Annotated in this window: 15 protein-coding genes; 10 read left to right on the plus strand and 5 right to left on the minus strand. The window is 71.2% G+C overall.

All coding sequences use genetic code 11. The annotated features are described in order from the left end of the window. Positions 1–87 precede the first annotated feature (87 nt). From ABT070_RS13270 to ABT070_RS13310, 9 genes are all read left to right on the plus strand, one after another. Positions 88–1,293: a sensor histidine kinase gene (locus ABT070_RS13270; RefSeq protein ID WP_351758896.1), complete on the plus strand. Its 1,206-nt coding sequence runs from the start codon at positions 88–90 to the stop codon at positions 1,291–1,293. Then, positions 1,290–1,973 carry a response regulator transcription factor gene (locus ABT070_RS13275; RefSeq protein WP_351758899.1) on the plus strand — a complete coding sequence of 228 codons (684 nt, stop codon included), beginning with the start codon at positions 1,290–1,292 and terminating at the stop codon, positions 1,971–1,973. Before ABT070_RS13270 ends, ABT070_RS13275 begins: the two co-directional genes overlap by 4 nt. Before the next feature lie 103 nt (positions 1,974–2,076). Continuing rightward, a complete protein-coding gene (locus ABT070_RS13280; RefSeq protein ID WP_351758902.1) occupies positions 2,077–3,315 on the plus strand; it encodes a cysteine desulfurase-like protein in 1,239 nt (412 codons plus the stop codon). A 166-nt stretch (positions 3,316–3,481) separates the two neighbouring features. Then, positions 3,482–3,919, plus strand: coding sequence for a Fur family transcriptional regulator (locus tag ABT070_RS13285; RefSeq protein WP_351758905.1), 438 nt, complete (start codon positions 3,482–3,484; stop codon positions 3,917–3,919). Between the two features lie 67 nt (positions 3,920–3,986). Next, positions 3,987–6,200, plus strand: coding sequence for a catalase/peroxidase HPI (gene katG, locus ABT070_RS13290; protein ID WP_351758908.1), 2,214 nt, complete (start codon positions 3,987–3,989; stop codon positions 6,198–6,200). Positions 6,201–6,505: 305 nt separating this feature from the next. Continuing rightward, positions 6,506–7,996: a family 43 glycosylhydrolase gene (locus ABT070_RS13295; RefSeq protein WP_351758910.1), complete on the plus strand. Its 1,491-nt coding sequence runs from the start codon at positions 6,506–6,508 to the stop codon at positions 7,994–7,996. Between the two features lie 78 nt (positions 7,997–8,074). Further along, positions 8,075–9,523, plus strand: coding sequence for a family 43 glycosylhydrolase (locus ABT070_RS13300; protein WP_351758913.1), 1,449 nt, complete (start codon positions 8,075–8,077; stop codon positions 9,521–9,523). A 97-nt stretch (positions 9,524–9,620) separates the two neighbouring features. Beyond that, entirely contained in the window at positions 9,621–10,388 is a 768-nt protein-coding gene (locus tag ABT070_RS13305) for a polysaccharide deacetylase family protein (RefSeq protein WP_451100207.1), read from the plus strand. Positions 10,389–10,477: 89 nt separating this feature from the next. Beyond that, positions 10,478–10,918, plus strand: coding sequence for an SRPBCC family protein (locus tag ABT070_RS13310; RefSeq protein WP_351758919.1), 441 nt, complete (start codon positions 10,478–10,480; stop codon positions 10,916–10,918). Positions 10,919–11,099: 181 nt separating this feature from the next. Here ABT070_RS13310 and ABT070_RS13315 read toward each other — a convergent pair whose 3' ends face one another. The 5 genes from ABT070_RS13315 to ABT070_RS13335 all read right to left on the minus strand — a co-directional run bounded on the left by ABT070_RS13315 (position 11,100) and on the right by ABT070_RS13335 (position 18,020). Continuing rightward, a complete protein-coding gene (locus ABT070_RS13315; protein ID WP_351758922.1) occupies positions 11,100–12,401 on the minus strand; it encodes an XdhC family protein in 1,302 nt (433 codons plus the stop codon). Positions 12,402–12,488: 87 nt separating this feature from the next. Beyond that, positions 12,489–13,946 carry an NCS2 family permease gene (locus ABT070_RS13320; protein WP_351758925.1) on the minus strand — a complete coding sequence of 486 codons (1,458 nt, stop codon included), beginning with the start codon at positions 13,944–13,946 and terminating at the stop codon, positions 12,489–12,491. A gap of 154 nt (positions 13,947–14,100) precedes the next feature. Then, positions 14,101–16,482, minus strand: coding sequence for a xanthine dehydrogenase family protein molybdopterin-binding subunit (locus ABT070_RS13325; RefSeq protein WP_351758928.1), 2,382 nt, complete (start codon positions 16,480–16,482; stop codon positions 14,101–14,103). Positions 16,483–16,485: 3 nt separating this feature from the next. Beyond that, positions 16,486–17,130 carry a (2Fe-2S)-binding protein gene (locus tag ABT070_RS13330; RefSeq protein ID WP_351758931.1) on the minus strand — a complete coding sequence of 215 codons (645 nt, stop codon included), beginning with the start codon at positions 17,128–17,130 and terminating at the stop codon, positions 16,486–16,488. Then, entirely contained in the window at positions 17,130–18,020 is an 891-nt protein-coding gene (locus ABT070_RS13335) for an FAD binding domain-containing protein (protein WP_351758933.1), read from the minus strand. The genes ABT070_RS13330 and ABT070_RS13335 overlap by 1 nt, the downstream gene beginning before the upstream one ends. 382 nt (positions 18,021–18,402) lie before the next feature. Between ABT070_RS13335 and ABT070_RS13340 the strand changes: the two genes are divergently transcribed. Next, positions 18,403–20,115 carry a PucR family transcriptional regulator gene (locus ABT070_RS13340; RefSeq protein WP_351758936.1) on the plus strand — a complete coding sequence of 571 codons (1,713 nt, stop codon included), beginning with the start codon at positions 18,403–18,405 and terminating at the stop codon, positions 20,113–20,115. Positions 20,116–20,178 lie beyond the last annotated feature (63 nt).

Genomic DNA, 20,178 nt, shown 5'->3' on the forward strand with positions numbered 1-20,178 from the left:
CCGCCCCCGCGGGCCGCGGCGCCGGACACCACGGCGCCGCGGCCCGCGGTGTGTGAGTATGTCTGCCTTTGAACGTCTCGGAGCGTGATGAGCACAAGCTGGCAGCGCCGGGCAGCGGCCCGTCCGAAAGCCGTCGAGGCGACGGGGCTGGCCCTGTTGTCCGCCTTCACCGTCTCCGGTGTCGTCGTCACCCGGGCACTGATGCCCGAGACGCCGATCCTGTGGCCCGGCGTCGCCCTGTCCGTCGTCGCCTGCGCCGCCCTGTACCGGCGCCGCGACCACCCCCTGCGGGTCCTCGCCGTCACCCTGCTGTGCAGCATGGGCCAGGGCGCCCTCGGCTACCTCCTGACACCGCTGCTGATGATCCCGCTGCTGTGGGCGCAGTACTCCACGAGCGTGCGGACCCCTCGCCGCGCCGCCTGGAACGGCGCGCTGACGGCCGCCACCGGCATCGCCGTCACCGGTCTGTTCACCCCCTCGTTCCACGACTCGCCGATCCTGGCCATCGTCAACCCGGCGGCCTGGGTGCTGCTGTCCGCGGCCTTCGGCTCCTACGTCCGGGTGCGACGCGAGTACGCCGCGGCCCGGGCCGAGCACGCCGACCGTCAACGGGAGGAGGAGGCGCGTCACCGGGTGATCCAGGAACGGATGCGCATCGCACGGGAACTGCACGACGTGGTCGCGCACCATCTGACCCTCGCCGACGCGCAGGCCGGCACCGCCGCCCACCTCTCCCGGAGCGATCCCGGCAAGGCCCTCGAGATCATCGGCAAGCTGCCGGAGACCACGGCCGCCGCGCTGCGCGAGCTCAAGGCGACCGTGGGGCTGCTGCGCGAGGACACCGACCCCGCCAACGATCTGACGCCCGCCCCGGGTCTGGGGCAGCTGCCCGACCTGGTGGACTCCTGCTCGGCGGCCGGCCTGGAGGTGACCGTCACCGTCGAGGGGCCGTCGCGCCCGCTGCCCCCCGTCCTCGACCTGACGGCCTACCGGATCGTCCAGGAGGCGCTCACCAACGTCAGCAAGCACGCCGCGACCCGCACCGCGCGGGTCCGGGTCGCCTACACCCCCCACTACCTGACCCTGACCGTCACCAACGACACCGCCCCGGGCCGTCCCGCACCGGCATCCGCACCCGTGTCCGGGCCGGGCCGCGGCTTCGGTCTGCTCGGCATGCGCGAGCGCACCGCCGCGGCCGGCGGCACCTTCCACGCGGGTCACCGCCCGCGGGGCGGCTTCGAGGTCGCCTGCACCCTTCCGCTCGACCGTCCCGACGAAAGTCCCCCCTCATGACCATCCGCGTCCTGCTCGCCGACGACCAGGCCCTGCTCCGCGCCACCTTCCGCATCCTCATCGAGTCGGTCGCGGACATGACCGTCGTCGCGGAGGCCGCCGACGGACAGGAAGCCGTCGACCGCACCGAGACGCACCGGCCCGATGTGGTGCTCATGGACATCCGGATGCCGAACGTCGACGGAGTGGCGGCCACCGCCGCCATCTGCGCCCGGCCGGAACTGTCCGGGACCCGGATCCTCGTCCTCACCACCTTCGAGGACGACCGCAACGTCGCCAAGGCGCTGCGCGCCGGCGCCAGCGGCTTCCTCGGCAAGGGCGTCAGCCCGGAGGTCCTGCTGTCGGGCATCCGCACCGTGGCGGCCGGCGACTCCCTCCTCTCCCCGCTCGCCACCCGGGCCCTCATCACGCGTTTCCTGGCCGGCCCGGACACCGACGACGCCCGCGCGCTCCCCGAGGCCCTCAAGACCCTGACCGACCGCGAGCGCGAGGTGATGGCCCTGGCGGCGCACGGCAGGTCCAACGCGGAGATCGCCGCCGAGCTCTTCCTGAGCCCGCTGACGGTACGCAGCCACATCCAGCGCGCCATGACCAAGCTCGACGCCCGCGACCGCGCCCAGCTCGTCGTCGTCGCGTACCGGAGCGGGCTGGTGACACCCCCTCCGCCCCAGAGCGGCTGACGGCGGTCCGGGGACGAGACCGCCGGGGTCCGACGGTCCCACCGGGCCGCGAACCCTCGTGGCTCCCTGGTGGGCCGGGGGCCCGGGTGCCAGAGTCGGGGCCATGGCCATCGATGTCGCCGCCCTCCGGGCGCATTTCCCGTCCCTCGCACAGGGTCTCGCCTTCTTCGACGGGCCGGGCGGTACGCAGACGCCCACTCCCGTCGCCGAGGCCGTCACCAGGACGATGACCGGTCCGCTGTCCAACCGGGGGCTGGTCAGCGCGTCCGAGCGCAACGCCGAACAGGCCGTCGCCGGTTTCCGGGCCGCCTACGCCGACCTGCTGGGCGTGCCGGAGACAGGCGTCGTGCACGGTCGCAGCGCCACGCAGCTCACGTACGACTTCTCCCGGACCCTGGCCAAGGGCTGGCGGTCCGGCGACGAGATCGTCCTGAGCCGGCTCGATCACGACGCCAACGTCCGCCCCTGGATCCAGGCGGCGGAACGCGCCGGGGTCGCCGTGCGCTGGATCGAGATCGACGGCGCGACCGCGGAGCTCGACCTCGGCTCCTACGACCGCGCGCTGTCGCCCCGGACCCGGCTGGTCGCGGTGACGGCGGCCTCGAACGTGCTGGGCACCAGGCCGCCGGTGCGCCGGATCGCCGACCTGGCCCACGAGGCCGGCGCCCTGGTGTTCGTGGACGGGGTGCACTACGCCGCCCATCACCTGGTGGACGTCGCGGCGCTCGGGGCCGACCTCTTCGTCTGCTCGCCGTACAAGTTCCTCGGTCCGCATTGCGGGGTGCTCGCCGGATCGGCCGACGTCCTCGAAGCGCTCGTGCCGGACAAGCTGCTGCCGTCGCCGGACACCGTGCCGGAGCGCTTCGAGTTCGGGACGCTGCCCTACGAGATCCTGGCGGGCGCCACGGCCGCCGTGGACTTCCTGGCCGCGCTCGACACGATCGGGCAGGCGCGGTCGGGGGCGCCCGGGGACGCGCCGGGGACGGCGGTGCCGCGCCGGGAGCGGCTGGCGCGGTCGCTGGGGGCCCTGCACGACCACGAGAACGTGGTGCGCGCCAGGGTGGAGGAGGGGCTGCGCGCGCTGGGCGGCGCCGTCACCGTCCACTCGAGGGCGAGGGACCGCACCCCGACCGTTCTGATGAGTTTCGAGGGCCGGGACGCGCGCGCGGCACAGGCGCATCTCGCCGCCCGGGGTGTCGTGGCCCCGGCGGGCTCGTTCTACGCCCACGAGGCCTTCACCGCGCTGAAGCTCGACGATCCCGCGCTGCGGGTGGGACTCGCGCCCTACAACGACACCGAGGACGTCGACAGGCTCCTCGACGGCCTCGCCTCGTTCCTCTGACGGGCGACCGTCTCGTTCCTCTGACGAGCGACCGTCTCGTTCCTCCGACGGGCGATCGCCTCGTTCCTTCGGCGGGCCCAGCTCGTTTCTCCGACGTGTGCCGTTTCCCAGACTTGCACCGTTCGTTTTCTTGAACGGTTCGTGTTTATGAAGTAGGTTCGACCTCATGACAGCACCCCGTACACCGACCACCGCCGAAGAGCTGCGCGGTGTCGGCCTGCGGGTGACGGCCGCCCGTGTCGCGCTGCTCGAGACCGTCCGGGACGGCGACCACCTCGGTGTCGAGGCGATCGCCACCGGGGTGCGCGGCCGCGTGGGCCACATCTCCCTCCAGGCCGTGTACGAGGCCCTGCACGCGCTGACCGGCGCGGGACTGGTGCGCCGCATCGAGCCCCCGGGCAGCCCCGCCCGGTTCGAGGGACGCGTGGGGGACAACCACCACCACCTCGTCTGCCGGTCCTGCGGCGCGGTCGTCGACGTCGACTGCGCCGTCGGCCACGCCCCCTGTCTGACCGCTTCCGACGACCGCGGCTTCGCCATAGACGAGGCCGAGGTCATCTACTGGGGCCAGTGCCCCGACTGTTCCACCGCCCGCAGCACCTGAGCGCCCGCAGGACCCGACGCCTGCGGTACGTGAGCATGTGATCCGACCAGTCCAGAAGGATTCCCCCATGACCGAGAACCATGATGCGATCGTGACCGACTCGAAGGCGGCGGAGGCGGGTGGCTGCCCGGTCGCGCACGACCGCGCCGCGCACCCGACCCAGGGCGGCGGAAACCGCCAGTGGTGGCCGGAGCGCCTCAACCTGAAGATCCTCGCCAAGGACCCCGTCGTGGCGAACCCGCTCGGTGCGGAGTTCGACTACGCCGCGGCGTTCGAGGCCCTCGACCTGGCGGCCGTCAAACAGGACATCGCCGAGGTACTGACCACCTCGCAGGACTGGTGGCCCGCCGACTTCGGCAACTACGGCCCGCTGATGATCCGCATGGCCTGGCACAGCGCCGGCACCTACCGCATCAGCGACGGCCGCGGTGGCGGTGGCCGCGGGCAGCAGCGCTTCGCGCCGCTGAACAGCTGGCCGGACAACGCCAACCTCGACAAGGCCCGCCGTCTGCTGTGGCCGGTCAAGAAGAAGTACGGCCAGTCCATCTCCTGGGCCGACCTCCTGATCCTCACCGGCAACGTCGCGCTGGAGACGATGGGCTTCGAGACCTTCGGCTTCGCCGGCGGCCGCGCGGACGTCTGGGAAGCCGACGAGGACGTGTACTGGGGCCCGGAGACCACCTGGCTCGACGACCAGCGCTACACCGGCGACCGTGAGCTGGAGAACCCGCTCGGCGCGGTCCAGATGGGCCTCATCTACGTCAACCCCGAGGGCCCCAACGGCAACCCGGACCCGCTGGCCGCGGCCCGCGACATCCGTGAGACGTTCCGCCGCATGGCGATGAACGACGAGGAGACCGTCGCCCTGATCGCCGGTGGTCACACCTTCGGCAAGACCCACGGCGCCGGTCCGGCGGACGCCGTCGGCGACGACCCCGAGGCCGCCGCCCTCGCGCAGCAGGGCCTGGGCTGGAAGTCCACCTACGGCACCGGCAAGGGCGGCGACGCCATCACCAGTGGTCTGGAGGTCACCTGGACCACCAAGCCCACCCAGTGGAGCAACGACTTCTTCGACATCCTCTTCGGCTACGAGTGGGAGCTCTCCGAGTCCCCGGCCGGCGCCAAGCAGTGGGTGGCCAAGGACGCCGAGGCGATCATCCCCGACGCGCACGACGCGTCGAAGAAGAAGCTCCCGACGATGCTCACCACCGACCTGTCGCTGCGCTTCGACCCGATCTACGGTGAGATCTCGCGCCGCTTCCACGAGAACCCGGCCGAGTTCGCGGACGCCTTCGCCCGCGCCTGGTACAAGCTGACCCACCGCGACCTGGGCCCGAAGTCCCTGTACCTCGGCCCGGAGGTCCCGGCGGAGACCCTGCTGTGGCAGGACCCGCTGCCGGCGGCCGAGGGCGAGGTCATCGGCGCCGAGGACATCGCGGCGCTCAAGGCCAAGCTCCTCGACTCGGGGCTGAGCGTCTCGCAGCTGGTGTCCACCGCGTGGGCGTCGGCCTCCACGCACCGCGGCAGCGACAAGCGCGGCGGCGCCAACGGCGCCCGCATCCGCCTCGAGCCGCAGCGCGGCTGGGAGGTCAACAACCCGGACGAGCTGGCCCAGGTGCTGCGCGTCCTGGAGGGCGTCCAGCAGGAGTTCAACTCCGGCGCGAAGAAGGTCTCCCTGGCCGACCTGATCGTCCTCGGTGGTGCCGCCGCCGTGGAGAAGGCCGCCAAGGACGCCGGTCACGCCGTGGAGGTCCCCTTCACCCCGGGCCGCGTGGACGCCTCCCAGGAGCAGACGGACGTCGAGTCCTTCGCCGCGCTCGAGCCGAACGCCGACGGGTTCCGCAACTACCTCGGCAAGGGCAACCGCCTGCCGGCCGAGTTCCTGCTGCTCGACAAGGCGAACCTGCTGACCCTGAGCGCCCCCGAGCTGACCGTCCTGGTCGGCGGCCTGCGTGTACTGGGCGCCAACCACGGCCAGTCCTCGCACGGCGTCCTGACCGACGCCCCGGGCACGCTGACGAACGACTTCTTCGTCAACCTGCTCGACCTGGGGACGACGTGGTCGTCGACGTCCTCGGACCAGACCGTCTTCGAGGGCCGCGACGCCTCCGGCGAGGTCAAGTGGACCGGCACCCGCGCCGACCTCGTCTTCGGCTCGAACTCCGAGCTGCGCGCGCTCGCCGAGGTCTACGCGAGCGACGACGCCAAGGCGAAGTTCGTGACCGACTTCGTCGCCGCGTGGGTCAAGGTCTCGGACCTCGACCGGTTCGACCTGATCTGATCCGATCCGGATCTGATCCGATCCGGCCTGGGCTCTCCGCCAGGAGAGTCCGGGCCGGAAAGAACAGAACAGCGACACGTCCAGGGCGCCCCGCCCGGTCCCCCAGTGACCGGGCGGGGCGCCCTGCGCGTTCCCCGCCGTGCACCGGGTGCGCGGTGACGGTTGTCGCCCCGCCGGGCTCCCGATGCCGGTGGGACTGTCGAAACCATTGACGAGGACATGCTCGCCCCCTATCTTCTGGCCGAAGTTACGAACCACGTTCGATATCCCGGACAGGCAGTTTCACGGACAAGGGACGGTCCTGTATGCCTCGGAAGTACCGCCGCAGACCCCTGCTCGTCTGCGTGTTGGCCCTCCTCGTCGCCCTGGTGGCGGCGACCCAGCCGGTGGCCGCGGCCGACGGCCGCCCGTACACCAACCCGCTGAAGTCGGCCAAGGGCGCGGACCCTTGGCTGGAGTTCCACGACGGCAACTACTACCTGATCACCACGACGTTCACGGGCGTCCTCGGCATGCGCAAGTCGCCGACCCTGGCGGGTCTGGCCACCGCGCCCACCGTGCAGGTGTGGTCGGACACCACCTCGACCCGCAACACCAACATCTGGGCGCCGGAGATCCACCAGTTCAACGGGCACTGGTACCTGTACTACTCGGCCGGCCAGGGCGGCACCGCCTGCTGCGACTCCCAGCGCACCCACGTCCTGGAGAGCGCCGGCACCGACCCTCTGGGCCCCTACACCTACAAGGGCTCCCTGACCGGCTCCAACCTCACGCCGGGCGGCTGGCTGATCGACGCGAGCGTGCTCCAGGCGAACGGAAACCTGTATCTCGTCGGAAGCGGTTTCGTGAACGGCAGCGCGCAGAGCCTGGTCATCGCACCGATGAGCAACCCGTACACGCTGTCCAGCAACACGTTCACGGTGATCTCCAGCCCCACACTGGACTGGGAACGGGTGGGCGCGCCCGTCAACGAGGGACCGGAACCGCTGTACCACAACGGCCGCACCTTCCTCAGTTACTCCGCCAGCTACTGCCAGACCGCCGACTACAAGCTCGGCCAGCTGGAGTTGACGGGCAGCGATCCGCTGAACCCGGCGTCGTGGACCAAGAAGCAGACGCCCGTCTTCCAGCGCAGCGACACCAACGGCGTCTACGGCCCGGGCCACAACGGTTTCTTCACCTCACCCGACGGCACCGAGAACTGGATCGTCTACCACGCCAACTCCTCCGCGAGCGGCGGCTGCGGCAACGGCCGGACGACCCGCGCCCAGAAGTTCACCTGGAACGCCGACGGCACCCCCAACCTCGGCACCCCCGTCGCGCCGGGTACGACGCTGCCCGGCCCGTCCGGCGAGACGGCGGCGACCCCGACGGCGTACACCCTCGTCAACCGCAACAGCGGCAAGTGCCTGGACGTCGAAGGCGGTTCCACGGCCAACGGCACGAACATCCTCCAGTGGACCTGCACCGGCGGGACCAACCAGAAGTGGCGGGTCGAGGACCAGGGCGACGACACCAGCCGGCTGGTGAACGTGGCCACCGGCGGGGTGATGGACACCGCCGACTGCTCCACCGCCGACGGCGCCGACCTGCGCCAGTGGTCGTGGCTGAACAACAAGTGCCAGCGTTTCCGGCTCGTCTTCACCGCGACCGGCGACTACGTCCGGCTCGTGGGCGAGAACAGCGGCAAGGTCGCCGACGTCGCGGACTGCGGGACCGCGAACGGCACCGACGTACGTCAGTGGACCTGGTTGAACAACACCTGCCAGCAGTGGCGCCTCGTGCCCACGACCTGAGCCCCGGCGTCTCCTCCCCCACCCCCCTCCCTCTCCTTCCCTCTCCCTCTCCCTCTCCCCTCCGTCTGGAGAACTCCCTTGAGACGCAACGCCGTTCGGCTGATCCTGGCCGGCCTCGTCGCCCTCGCGGCCGTCCTCGCCGGCCTGGGCGCCCCCGCCCGGGCCGCCGTGCCCGACTCCCCCGCGGTGACGTACACCAACCCGATCGCGGAGCAGCGCGCCGATCCGCACATCTACAAACACACCGACGGCTACTACTACTTCACCGCCACGGTCCCCGCGTACGACCGCATCGTGCTGCGCCGGGCGACGACCATCCAGGGCCTGTCCACGGCCCAGGAGGTCACCATCTGGACCAAGCACAGCAGCGGGGTCATGGGCGCCCACATCTGGGCGCCGGAGATCCACTTCATCGACGGCAAGTGGTACGTGTACTTCGCGGCCGGGTCCACCAGTGACGTCTGGGCGATCCGGATGTACGTCCTCGAAGGCACCGGCGCCAACCCGCTGACCGCCGCCTGGACCGAGAAGGGCCAGATCAAGACCACGTGGGAGAGCTTCTCGCTGGACTCCACCACGTTCGTCGTGAACGGCGTCCGCTATCTCGCCTGGGCACAGCGCAACCCGTCCGAGGACAACAACACCAGTCTCTTCATCGCGAAGATGACCAACCCCTGGACGATCCAGGGCACCGCGGCGGAGATCTCGCAGCCGACGCTCTCCTGGGAGACGGTCGGCTACAAGGTCAACGAGGGGCCCGCGCTGATCCAGCACGGCGGCAAGGTCTTCCTGACCTACTCGGCGAGCGCGACCGACGCCAACTACTGCCTGGGCATGCTGACCGCCTCCGCGACGGCCGACCTGACCGACCCGGCGGCCTGGACCAAGGGGACGCAGCCCGTCTTCACCTCGAACGCCTCGACCTCGCAGTACGGGCCGGGCCACAACTCGTTCACGGTCTCCGAGGACGGCAAGTCCGACATCCTCGTGTACCACGACCGCAGCTACAAGGACATCACCGGTGACCCGCTGAACGACCCCAACCGCCGCACCCGGGTGCAGAAGGTGTACTGGAAGGCGGACGGCACCCCCGACTTCGGCATCCCGGTGGCCGACGGGGTCACGCCGCAGCGCTTCTCCTCGTACAACTACGCGGACCGGTTCATCCGGCACTGGGAGTACCGCGCCCGCATCGAGGCCGGTGTCAGTCCGCTCGCCGACTCGCAGTTCCGGGTGGTCACCGGTCTCGCGGGCACCGGCACGGTCTCCCTGGAATCGGCCAACTTCCCGGGCTACTACCTGCGGCACAAGAACTTCGAGGTGTGGCTGGAGAAGAACGACGGCACGTCGGCGTTCGCGTCCGACGCGACCTTCTACCGGCGGGCCGGTCTCGCCGACTCCGCGGGGGTCTCGTACGAGTCGTACAACAACGCCGGCCGCTACGTCCGCCACTACAACTACCTGCTGTACGTGCAGACACCGAGCACGGCGACGGACAGGGGAGACGCGACCTTCTACGCGCAATGAGGCCCCGTACGGCCCGATGAGCGCATGACGACCGAGACTATACATAGGGTGTATACGCTCTATGTATAGTCTCGGCATGCCTTCTCTGACCAGGAAGATGAAGAAAACGGGGGCCGGGTTGCGGGCCGTCGCCATCTCGGCGGCGGCCATCTGCCTGGCGGTCACTCTGACCGGCTGCGGCGGCGCCGACATCACCCGGCCGAGCGCCGCCCGCGCCCACCCCGCCGCCACCACCCAGGCCGCCCGCTTCGGCCCCGTCGACTGCCGTGAGGCGAAGTGCATCGCCCTCACCTTCGACGCCGGCCCGAGCGAGAACTCGGCCCGTCTGCTCGACATCCTGAAGGACAGGCAGGTCCCGGCGACCTTCTTCCTGCTGGGCGAGCGGCACATCGAGAAGTACCCCGAGCTCGTCCGGCGCATGGCCGCCGAGGGCCACGAGGTGGCCAGCCACACCTGGGACCACAAGATCCTCACCAGGATCACGCCGGCGGAGATACGCGAGGAACTCCGGCGCCCCAACGACGAGATAGAGCGCCTCACCGGCCGCCGCCCCACCCTGATGCGCCCGCCGCAGGGCCGCACCGACGAGACCGTGCACGAGATCTGCCGCGAGCTGGGCCTCGCCGAGGTGCTGTGGACGGTGACCGCCAAGGACTACACGACGACCGACTCCGCGCTGATCCGGCGCCGGGTCCTCGCCCAGGCCGACCGGGACGGCATCATCCTGCTGCACGACATCTACGACGGGACCGTGCCGGCCGTACCGGGGATCATCGACGCGCTGAAAGAACGCGGATACGTTTTCGTGACGGTTCCTCAGCTGCTGGCGCCGGGAACGGCGGTGCCCGGGCAGGTCTACCGCTGACCCGAGCACCACACCGCGAAGGTGAGTCCGAACCTGTGAGCCGGAGGGTAATACTCCGCCGGACGGCCCCGACTCCCTACGATCGACGAGTGGTCTTCTTCCAGCTCGAACGCACGGTACCGCTTTCCCTGGACGACGCCTGGCGTCGCCTGACGGAGTGGTCCCGGCACGGCGACGTGGTACCGCTCACCCACGTCGCCGTGCTCACTCCCGCCCCGACCCGCGAGGGCACGGTCTTCGTCGCGCGATCGGGTCTCGGCCCGTTCGCCTTCGCCGACCGGATGGAGGTGACCGTGTGGCAGCCGCCGTCCGACGACGGGCCGGGCCGGTGCCGACTGGAGAAACGCGGCCGGGTCGTCCTGGGCTGGGCCGAGATCGAGGTGCGGCCGGGCCCCGGCGGACGGGCCCGGGTGCTCTGGCGGGAGGAGTTGCGCGTGCGTTTCGTCCCGTCCGCCTTCGACCCGCTTCTCGGGGCCACCGCCCGCTCGGTCTTCGGACGCGCCGTCAACCGGCTGCTCCGCGGCCGGTGACCGGGCGAGCGCCGCGCCGGCCGGACCCGGCCGCACCGAGGGCATGACGGCAACCGGCCGCTCGCTTGGCCGGCCCGGCGGGCCGGGCGCGGTGCGGCGGGTTGGGTTCCGTGCGGCGGGGGCCCCGCGCTCCGCGCGACCGGCCGTGCTCGGTGCGACCGGTCGCGCGCGGTGCGACCGGTCAGGCCACCGAGCCGATCCGGCCCGTCGGTACCGAGGCCGCGTCGTGATGGATGGGCGTGTGCGCGCCGGTGAGTGAGACCCCGCTGCCGCCGCGCCGGTCGGCCACGATCTCGGCGGCGATCGACAGCGCCGTCTCCTCGGGCGTACGGGCGCCCAGGTCGAGGCCGATGGGGGACCGCAGACGGGCCAACTCCAGCTCCGTCACCCCTACTTCACGCAGTCGCGCGTTGCGGTCGAGGTGGGTGCGGCGGGAGCCCATCGCGCCCACGTAGGCGACCGGGAGCCGCAACGCCAGCCGGAGCAGGGGGATGTCGAACTTGGCGTCGTGGGTGAGGACGCACAGCACGGTCCGCGCGTCCACCCGCGTGCGCTCCAGATACCGGTGCGGCCACTCGACGACGATCTCGTCGGCCTCCGGGAAACGGGCCTCGGTCGCGAACACGGGACGCGCGTCGCACACCGTCACGCGGTAGTTCAGGAACTTGCCGACCCGCACCAGCGCCGACGCGAAGTCGATCGCGCCGAACACGATCATCCGGGGCGGCGGGACGGACGACTCGACCAGGACCGTGAGCGGCGCCCCGCAGCGGGAGCCCTGTTCGCCGATCTCCAGGGTGCCGGTGCGGCCGGCGTCGAGGAAGGCGCCGGCCTCGGCCGCGACCGTGCGGTCCAGCTCCGGATGGGCACCGAAGCCGCCTTCGTAGGAACCGCCTTCGTAGGAACCGTATTCGTGGAAGCCGCCACCGGAGAAACCGCTGTCGTAAGAAGCACTCCCGGAGAAACCGCTGTCGTAAGAAGCGCTGTTGTAGGAACCGCTGTCGTAAGAAGCGTTCCCGTAGGAACCGTTGTCGCCTCCGCCGTGGGGGCGGACGAGCAGTGCGCGGCCGACGAGGTCGGCCGGGCCGGTCACGATCCGGGCCAGCGCCGTGGCCCCGCCGGAGGCGGCGGCCGCCAGACCGGCCGCGATCACCGGACGGATCCGGTCGCCCACCCGCACCGGAGTGACGAGGATGTCGATGACCCCGCCGCAGGTGAGGCCGACGGCGAAGGCGTCGTCGTCGCTGTAACCGAAGCGTTCGAGGACGGACTCCCCGTCCTCGAGCGCCTGCCGGCACAGCTCGTACACCGCGCCCTCCACACAGCCGCCGGAGACCGAGCCGATCGCCGTGCCGTCGGCGTCCACCGCCAGGGCGGCGCCCGGCCTGCGGGGCGCGCTGCCGCCGACGGCCACCACGGTGGCGACGGCGAAGTCACGGCCCTGCTCGACCCACCGGTTCAGCTCCTCGGCGATGTCCAGCATCTCTCGGTCTCCTTGACTGCGGTGGTGTGGAGGGCGGCGGTGTGGCGGGCGGTCGCGTGGCGGGCGGGTGCCCGCGGGCCGGGGTGCCTAGTGCACGCCCAGCCAGCTCTCGATCGGGTTGAGGGCGAAGTAGACGAGGAAGATCGCCGTCAGCACCCACATGAAGGCGCCGATCTCCCGGGCCCTGCCCTGCGCGGCCTTGATGGCGACGTAGGAGATGACACCCGCGGCGACCCCGGTGGTGATGGTGTACGTGAACGGCATCAGGACGACGGTCAGGAACACCGGGACAGCGGTTGCCCGGTCGGCCCAGTCGACGTGGCGGGCGTTCATCAGCATCATCGCGCCGATGACGACCAGGGCGGCGGAGGCGACCTCCTGCGGGACGATCGCGGTGAGCGGGGTGAAGAACAGACAGGCCGCGAAGAAGGCGCCGGTGACGGCCGAGGCGAGTCCCGTACGGGCCCCTTCGCCCACGCCGGTCGCCGACTCGATGAACACGGTCTGGCCGGAGCCGCCCGCCACCCCGCCGATCGCCCCGCCGGCGCCGTCGATGAAGAGCGCCTTGGACAGGCCCGGCATCCGGCCCTTGTCGTCGGCGAGCCCGGCCTCGGTGCCGACGCCGATGATGGTGGCCATCGCGTCGAAGAAGCCGGCGAGGACGAGCGTGAAGACGATCATGCCGACCGTCATGGCGCCGACCTCGCCCCAGCCGCCGAACTCCACGTCCCCGAAGAGCGAGAAGTCGGGCATCGAGACCGCGCCGCCGTGCAGTTCGGGAGCGCCGGCCGCCCACTGCTTCGGGTCGACGACCCCGGTGGCGTTGAGGACCGCGGCGACGACCGTGCCGCCGACGATGCCGATGAGGATGGCGCCGGGGACGTTCCGGGCCTGGAGCATGAAGATCAGCAGCAGCGTGGCGGCGAACAACAGGACGGGCCAGCCCGCGAGTTCGCCCGCCGGGCCGAGGGTGACCGGGGTCGCCTCGCCCTGGTGCACGAAGCCGGACTTGTAGAAACCGATGAGCGCGATGAACAGGCCGATGCCCATGGTGATGCCGTGCTTGAGCGCGAGCGGGATCGCGTTCATGATCATCTCGCGCAGGCCGGTGACGACCAGCAGCATGATGACGACGCCGTACAGCACGCACATGCCCATCGCCTGCGGCCAGGTCATCTCCGGGGCGACCTGGGAGGACAGGACGCCGGAGACGGAGAGTCCGGCGGCGAGCGCGAGCGGCACCTTGCCGAGGAAGCCCATCAGCAGCGTGGTGAAAGCGGCTGCGAAAGCGGTTGCGGTGATCAGCGCCTTCTGGCCGAGGGTGTCCCCGGCCGCGTCCTTGCCGGACAGGATCAGGGGGTTGAGCAGGAGGATGTACGCCATCGCCATGAAGGTGGTGACGCCGCCGCGCACTTCGCGGGCGACCGTGGATCCCCGCTCGGATATGTGGAAGTACCGATCGAGCCAGGACCGTCCGGCCGGGACGCGGGTGCCTTCGCCCGCGTCCTCGGCTGTGGTCCTCGGCTCCAGTGACTGCTGGGTCATGGGCCATCTCCCAAGGTTCAAAGGGACACCCGCGGGTGCCTTCGGCAGGTCGCGGGATTTGGGATGGACGACCCGGGGGACGGCCCGAGACGAACAAGGGGGGTGGTCCGGGGGTGCGGCACCCCCGGACGACACCTGATCGGACCCCGTGGGGTCATGTTCCGGTGAGGTGCTCCGGACGTACCGGCGTGCGGTTGAGCTCCAGCCCGGTCGCGTTCCGGATGGCCGCGAGGACCGCCGGAGTGGACGACAGGGTGGGTGCCTCGCCGACGCCACGGAGCCCGTAGGGGGCGTGGTCGTCGGCGAGTTCGAGCACGTCGACCGGGATGGTCGGCGTGTCGAGGATCGTGGGGATCAGATAGTCCGTGAACGACGGATTCCTGACCTTCGCCGTCTTGGGGTCGACGATGATCTCCTCCATGACCGCCACGCCCAGACCCTGGGTCGTGCCGCCCTGGATCTGACCGATCACGGACAGCGGGTTGAGTGCTTTGCCGACGTCCTGGACGCAGGCCAGCTCGATGACCTTGACCAGGCCGAGCTCGGTGTCGACCTCGACGACGGCGCGGTGCGCGGCGAAGGAGTACTGGACGTGTCCGTTGCCCTGCCCGGTGCGCAGGTCGAAGGGCTCGGTGGGCCGGTGCCGCCATTCCGCCTCGACCTCGACGCTCTCGCCCTCGAGCACGTCGACCAGGTCGGCGAGGACCTCACCGCCGTCGGTGACGACCTTGCCGCCCTCCAGGAGCAGCTCGGCGGTGGCCCAGGCGGGGTGGTAGGAGCCGAACCTGCGACGGCCGATCTCCAGGACCTTCTCCCGGACGAGCTCGCAGGAGTTCTTGACGGCGCCGCCGGTGACGTACGTCTGCCGGGAGGCCGAGGTCGATCCGGCGCTGCCCACCTGGGTATCCGCGGGGTTGATGGTCACCTGCGAGACGCCCAGCTCGGTGCGGGCGATCTGCGCGTGGACGGTGACACCGCCCTGGCCGACCTCCGCCATGGCCGTGTGGACGGTCGCGACGGGCTCGCCGGCGATGACCTCCATACGGACCCGGGCGGTCGAGTAGTCGTCGAAGCCCTCGGAGAAGCCGACGTTCTTGATGCCGACCGCGTAACCGATTCCGCGTACGACGCCTTCGCCGTGCGTGGTGTTGGACAGACCGCCGGGCAGCTGCCGTACGTCCGCGCCCTCGCTGCTCTCCCACTGGCGCTCCGGGGGCAACGGCATCGCCTTGACGCGGCGCAGGATCTCGGCGACCGGCGCCGGGGAGTCGACCGGCTGCCCGGTCGGCAGGAGGGTCCCCTGCTCCATCGCGTTGAGCCGGCGGAACTCCACCGGGTCCATGCCGAGTTCGGCCGCGACCTTGTCCATCTGCGCCTCGTAGGCGAAGCACGCCTGGACCGCGCCGAAGCCGCGCATCGCGCCGCAGGGCGGGTTGTTGGTGTAGAGGGCGATGGCCTCGATCTCCACGTCGTCGACGACGTAGGGGCCGACACCGAGCGAGGAGGCGTTTCCGACGACGGCCGGGCTGGCCGAGGCATAGGCGCCGCCGTCGAGGACGATCCGGCACTTGACGTGGGTGAGCTTGCCGTCGCTGGTCGCGCCGTGCTCGTAGAAGAGCTTCGCCGGGTGGCGGTGGACATGGCCGAAGAAGGACTCGAAACGGTTGTAAACGATTTTGACGGGTTTTCCGGTGCGCAGGGCCAGCAGACAGGCGTGGATCTGCATCGACAGGTCCTCGCGACCGCCGAACGCGCCGCCGACACCGGCCAGCGTCATCCGCACCTTGCTCTCCGGCAGGCCGAGGACGGGCGCGATCTGGCGCAGGTCGGAGTGGAGCCACTGGGTGGCGATGTAGAGATGGACGCCGCCGTCCTCCTCGGGCACGGCGAGGCCGGACTCGGGGCCGAGGAAGGCCTGGTCCTGCATGCCGAAGGTGTACTCGCCCCGGACGACGACGTCGGCGCGCGCGGCGGCCGCGGCCGCGTCGCCCCGGACGATCGGCTGGCGATGGACGATGTTCGGGTGCGCGACATGGCCGACGTGGTGGTCGTCGCGGCCCTCGTGGATCAGGATCGCGTCCGGCGCGGTCGCCGATGCCTCGTCGGTGACGACGGGCAGCTCGCGGTACTCGACCTTGATCTTCGCGGCGGCGCGGCGGGCGGTCTCGGGGTGGTCCGCGGCGACGATCGCGACCGGCTCGCCGTGGTGCCGGACCTTGCCGTGGGCCAGGACCGGGGTGTCCTGGATCTCCAGCCCGTAGTTCTTCACGTCGGTCGGCAGGTCGTCGTACGTCATCACGGCGTAGACGCCGGGCAGGGCCAGCGCCTCGGACGTGTCGATGGAGACGATCTCGGCGTGGGCGACCGGGGAGCGCAGGATCTGGCCCCAGAGCATGTCCTCGTGCCACAGGTCGGACGAGTAGGCGAACTCTCCGGTGACCTTGAGCGTGCCGTCGGGGCGGAGCGTCGACTCGCCGATGCCGCCCTTGGTCCGGGAGCCCTGGGTGAGGGTGGTGGGAGTGCCGTTGGTGGGCATGGGTCAGACCGCCTCTCCCTGACGGGCGGCCGCCAGGCGGACCGCGTCCATGATCTTCTCGTAACCGGTGCACCGGCAGAGGTTGCCGGAGAGCGCCTCGCGGATGTCCGCGTCGCTCGGGTTCGGGTTGCGTTCCAGCATCTCGTCGGCGGCGACCAGCAGACCGGGCGTGCAGAAACCGCACTGGACGGCGCCTGCGTCGATGAACGCCTGCTGGATCGGGGCGAGTTCGGTCCCCTCCCCGGTCTGGGAGTCGGTGGCCTCGGCCGGCCGGCCGTCGGCCCCGTCGAGGGGGGTGGAGGCGCCCGCCGCGCCCGCCGCGTCCGGCGTTCCCGCCGTGCCGGAGCTGCCGGAGGTGCCGCAGGAACCGGTTCCACAACCGCTGTGTCCGGCGCGCTGCCGGGCGAAGTCCGCGAGGCCCTCGACGGTGACGATGTCACGGCCCTCGGCCTGTCCGGCGGCGACCAGGCAGGAGCACACCGGGAGGCCGTCCAGCCGGACCGTGCACGAGCCGCACTCGCCCTGCTCGCAGGCGTTCTTCGAACCCGGCAGCCCGAGCCGCTCGCGCAGTACGTAGAGCAGGCTCTCGCCCTCCCACACGTCGTCGGCTTCCTGCGGACGTCCGTTGACAGTGAAGTTGACGCGCATCACGCGGCTCCCTTTGCGGTGCGGCGGGGGCCGCGGTACGACTCCCACGTCCAGGTCAGCGTGCGGCGGGCCATGACGCCCACCGCGTGCCGTCGGTAGCTCGCCGTGCCCCGGACGTCGTCGATGGGGTTGCAGGCGGCGGCGCACAGATCCGCGAACTGCTTGGCGACCGATGGGGCGATGATCTTTCCGTTGTCCCAGAAACCGCCTTCTTCGAGCGCCGCGTTGAGGAAGTCCTCGGCGGTCTTCGCCCGAACGGGGGTGGGCGCGGCCGAGCCGATGCCGGTACGGACGGTCCGGGACCGCGGGTGCAGCGCGAGACCGAAGGCGCAGACGGCGATGACCATGGCGTTGCGGGTGCCCACCTTGGAGTACTGCTGCGGGCCGTCGGCCTTCTTGATGTGGACGGCGCGGATCAGCTCGTCGGGAGCGAGCGCGTTGCGCTTCACGCCGGTGTAGAAGTCGTCGATCGGGATCCGGCGGGTACCGCGTACCGATTCCGCCTCGACCTCGGCGCCGGCCGCCAGCAGGGCGGGGTGGGCGTCACCGGCCGGGGAGGCGGTGCCGAGGTTGCCGCCGACGCCGCCGCGGTTGCGGATCTGCGGAGAGGCCACGGTGTGCGAGGCGAGGGCCAGGCCCGGCAGCTCCGCGCGCAGGTTCTCCATGATCCGGGTGTAGGGGACGGAGGCGCCGAGCCGCACGCTCTCCTCGCCGACCTCCCATTCGTAGAGGTCACCCACGCGGTTGAGGTCGAGCAGGTACTCGGGCCTGCGGTGATCGAAGTTGATCTCGACCATCACGTCGGTGCCGCCCGCAATCGGCACAGCGGTGGGGTGCTCGGCCTTGGCGGCGAGCGCCTCCTCCCAGCTGGCGGGGCGAAGGAAGTCCATGACCGGCTCTCTTCTTCGTCTCTTGGGTCTCGTGAGTCGTATCGAGCCAGAATCGGGTGCGGCGGGCCCGGCTCGTTCATGTGGTGTTCACGCGGAGTGGGGCCAGTACACAGCGCCTTGCTCCGACCGGGTCAGTCACGGAAACCATGAAGGAGTTGGCTGGTCGGCCCAGGCATCTTGTAGATTCGTATGAACGGAGGCCCTCAGTAACCTCCTCGTTTTCCTGTGGAAACGTAGGAAACAACCTGGCGGCCGAAGAATGCGGTTCGTGGCTGTCCGCCGCACCGACCGGGCCCTCGGGGGCGGGCCGACGGCGGGTCCTCGCCCACCCCGACCTTCAGGATTCATCGTAGTTTTCGAGACAAAGAACGGCGGCGACGAGATGCGGCTGCGCGCACTGCTGGACACCGATGCGCTGGGCCTCAGGCTCCTCGGCGGCGAGGACGAGCTGGACCGCACGGTACGGGGTGTCATGACCACCGACCTGCGGGACCCCAGCCGCTACCTCTCCGGGGGCGAGCTGGTGCTGACGGGCCTGGCGTGGCGCCGGGACGCGGCGGACTCCGAGCCGTTCGTCCGGATCCTGGTGCAGGCGGGGGTGGCCGCGCTCGCGGCCGGCGAGGCGGAGCTGGGCGACGTTCCCCAGGACCTGACCGCGGCCTGCGCGCGGCACCGTCTCCCGCTGTTCGCGGTGCACGAGTCGGTGGCCTTCGCGACGATCACCGAGCACGTCGTGCGGCAGGTGTCCGGCGAGCGCGCCGGGGACCTCGCGGCCGTCGTGGACCGGCACCGCCGCATGATGACCTCGGGTCCGGCGGGCGGCGGCCCGGACGTGGTCCTGGACCTGCTCGGCTCCGACCTGGACCTGCGGGCCTGGGTCCTGTCCCCCACCGGGCGGCTCATCGCGGGATCCAAGGTGGCCGGGCCGGGGCTGCCGCCCGACACGTGCGCGAAGCTGGCGGCGGAGCACCTGGCAGCCGTCCGCACCGGGCGGCGCGGACCGCACCGGGTGCTCATGGGCCAGACGACGTACTCGCTGTTCCCGATCCGCAGCGGTGGCGGCCGCGCTCCGCAGGCCCCGCGCGCCTCGCAGGCATCGCAGGCCTCCCAGGCATCGCGGGACGTCCGCGAGAGCGTCCTGTCCGACTGGCTGCTGGCCGTCGAGGCGGACGCCGGGGACTGGGCGGACGAGCGCCTCGACCTGCTCCAGGGCGTCACGCAGCTGATCGCCGTCGAACGGGACCGCCGGGACGCCGCGCGCTCGGTGCGCAGGCGTCTCGCGCAGGAGGTGCTGGAGCTGGTCCAGACGGGCGCGGCCCCGGCCGAGATCGCGGCCCGGCTGCGGGTGGCCGCGCCGGTGCTGCTGCCGGGGCTGGGGGCAGCCCCGCACTGGCAGGTGGTCGTGGCCCGGGTCGAGTGGGACGACGGCGGCCCGGAGGCCGGCCCGGTCGCCCAGTCGCTCCTGGAGGAGATCCTGGTCGACCCGCTCGCCACCGGACCCGAGCCCTCCGACCGTATCGCCGTGGCCCACACCGGCGACGAGGCCGTCGCCCTGGTTCCGCTGCCCGCGGTGTCGACCGAGCACGACGGCTCCGAGACCGGCGTCCTCGCCGACGCGCTGCTGGCCGCCGTCCGGGAGCCGCTGTCGTCCGGCCTCGACGGCGACGGACGGCTCACCCTGGGCGTCAGCGCGGCCGTGCACTCGGCGGAGGGGCTGCGCGGGGCCCTGGAGGAGGCACGACACGCCCGGCGCGTGGCCGCTGCCCGCCCCGGCCGGGTATGCGCCGCGGGCCACCAGGAACTGGCCTCGCACGTGCTGCTGCTCCCGTTCGTCCCCGACGATGTGCGGAAAGCGTTTACCGCCCGTCTCCTGGACCCGCTGCGCGAATACGACCGGCGGCACCGCGCCGAGTTGATCCCGACCCTGGAGGCGTTCCTGGACTGCGACGGTTCGTGGACCCGCTGCGCGTCCCGTCTCCACCTGCACGTCAACACACTGCGCTACCGGGTCGGGCGGATCGAGCAGTTGACGAGCCGTGACCTCTCACGGCTCGAGGACAAGCTGGATTTCTTCCTGGCGCTGCGGATGAGCTGATCCCTGAGGGACACCGGTTACCACCCCTGGGTGACGACCTGTCGAAACCATGGGGGCGCGGAG

It is taken from the genome of Streptomyces sp. NPDC002884, from assembly GCF_040295245.1.
Lineage (GTDB): Bacteria > Actinomycetota > Actinomycetes > Streptomycetales > Streptomycetaceae > Streptomyces.

Coding starts and splice junctions, on each gene's coding strand:
- ABT070_RS13285 (WP_351758905.1), top strand. CDS start 3,482: ATGACAGCACCCCGTACACCGACCACCGCCGAAGAGCTGCGCGGTGTC.
- ABT070_RS13305 (WP_451100207.1), top strand. CDS start 9,621: ATGAAGAAAACGGGGGCCGGGTTGCGGGCCGTCGCCATCTCGGCGGCG.
- ABT070_RS13295 (WP_351758910.1), top strand. CDS start 6,506: ATGCCTCGGAAGTACCGCCGCAGACCCCTGCTCGTCTGCGTGTTGGCC.
- ABT070_RS13330 (WP_351758931.1), bottom strand. CDS start 17,130: ATGCGCGTCAACTTCACTGTCAACGGACGTCCGCAGGAAGCCGACGAC.
- ABT070_RS13340 (WP_351758936.1), top strand. CDS start 18,403: ATGCGGCTGCGCGCACTGCTGGACACCGATGCGCTGGGCCTCAGGCTC.
- katG (WP_351758908.1), top strand. CDS start 3,987: ATGACCGAGAACCATGATGCGATCGTGACCGACTCGAAGGCGGCGGAG.
- ABT070_RS13275 (WP_351758899.1), top strand. CDS start 1,290: ATGACCATCCGCGTCCTGCTCGCCGACGACCAGGCCCTGCTCCGCGCC.
- ABT070_RS13335 (WP_351758933.1), bottom strand. CDS start 18,020: ATGGACTTCCTTCGCCCCGCCAGCTGGGAGGAGGCGCTCGCCGCCAAG.
- ABT070_RS13320 (WP_351758925.1), bottom strand. CDS start 13,946: ATGACCCAGCAGTCACTGGAGCCGAGGACCACAGCCGAGGACGCGGGC.
- ABT070_RS13280 (WP_351758902.1), top strand. CDS start 2,077: ATGGCCATCGATGTCGCCGCCCTCCGGGCGCATTTCCCGTCCCTCGCA.
- ABT070_RS13315 (WP_351758922.1), bottom strand. CDS start 12,401: ATGCTGGACATCGCCGAGGAGCTGAACCGGTGGGTCGAGCAGGGCCGT.
- ABT070_RS13270 (WP_351758896.1), top strand. CDS start 88: ATGAGCACAAGCTGGCAGCGCCGGGCAGCGGCCCGTCCGAAAGCCGTC.
- ABT070_RS13325 (WP_351758928.1), bottom strand. CDS start 16,482: ATGCCCACCAACGGCACTCCCACCACCCTCACCCAGGGCTCCCGGACC.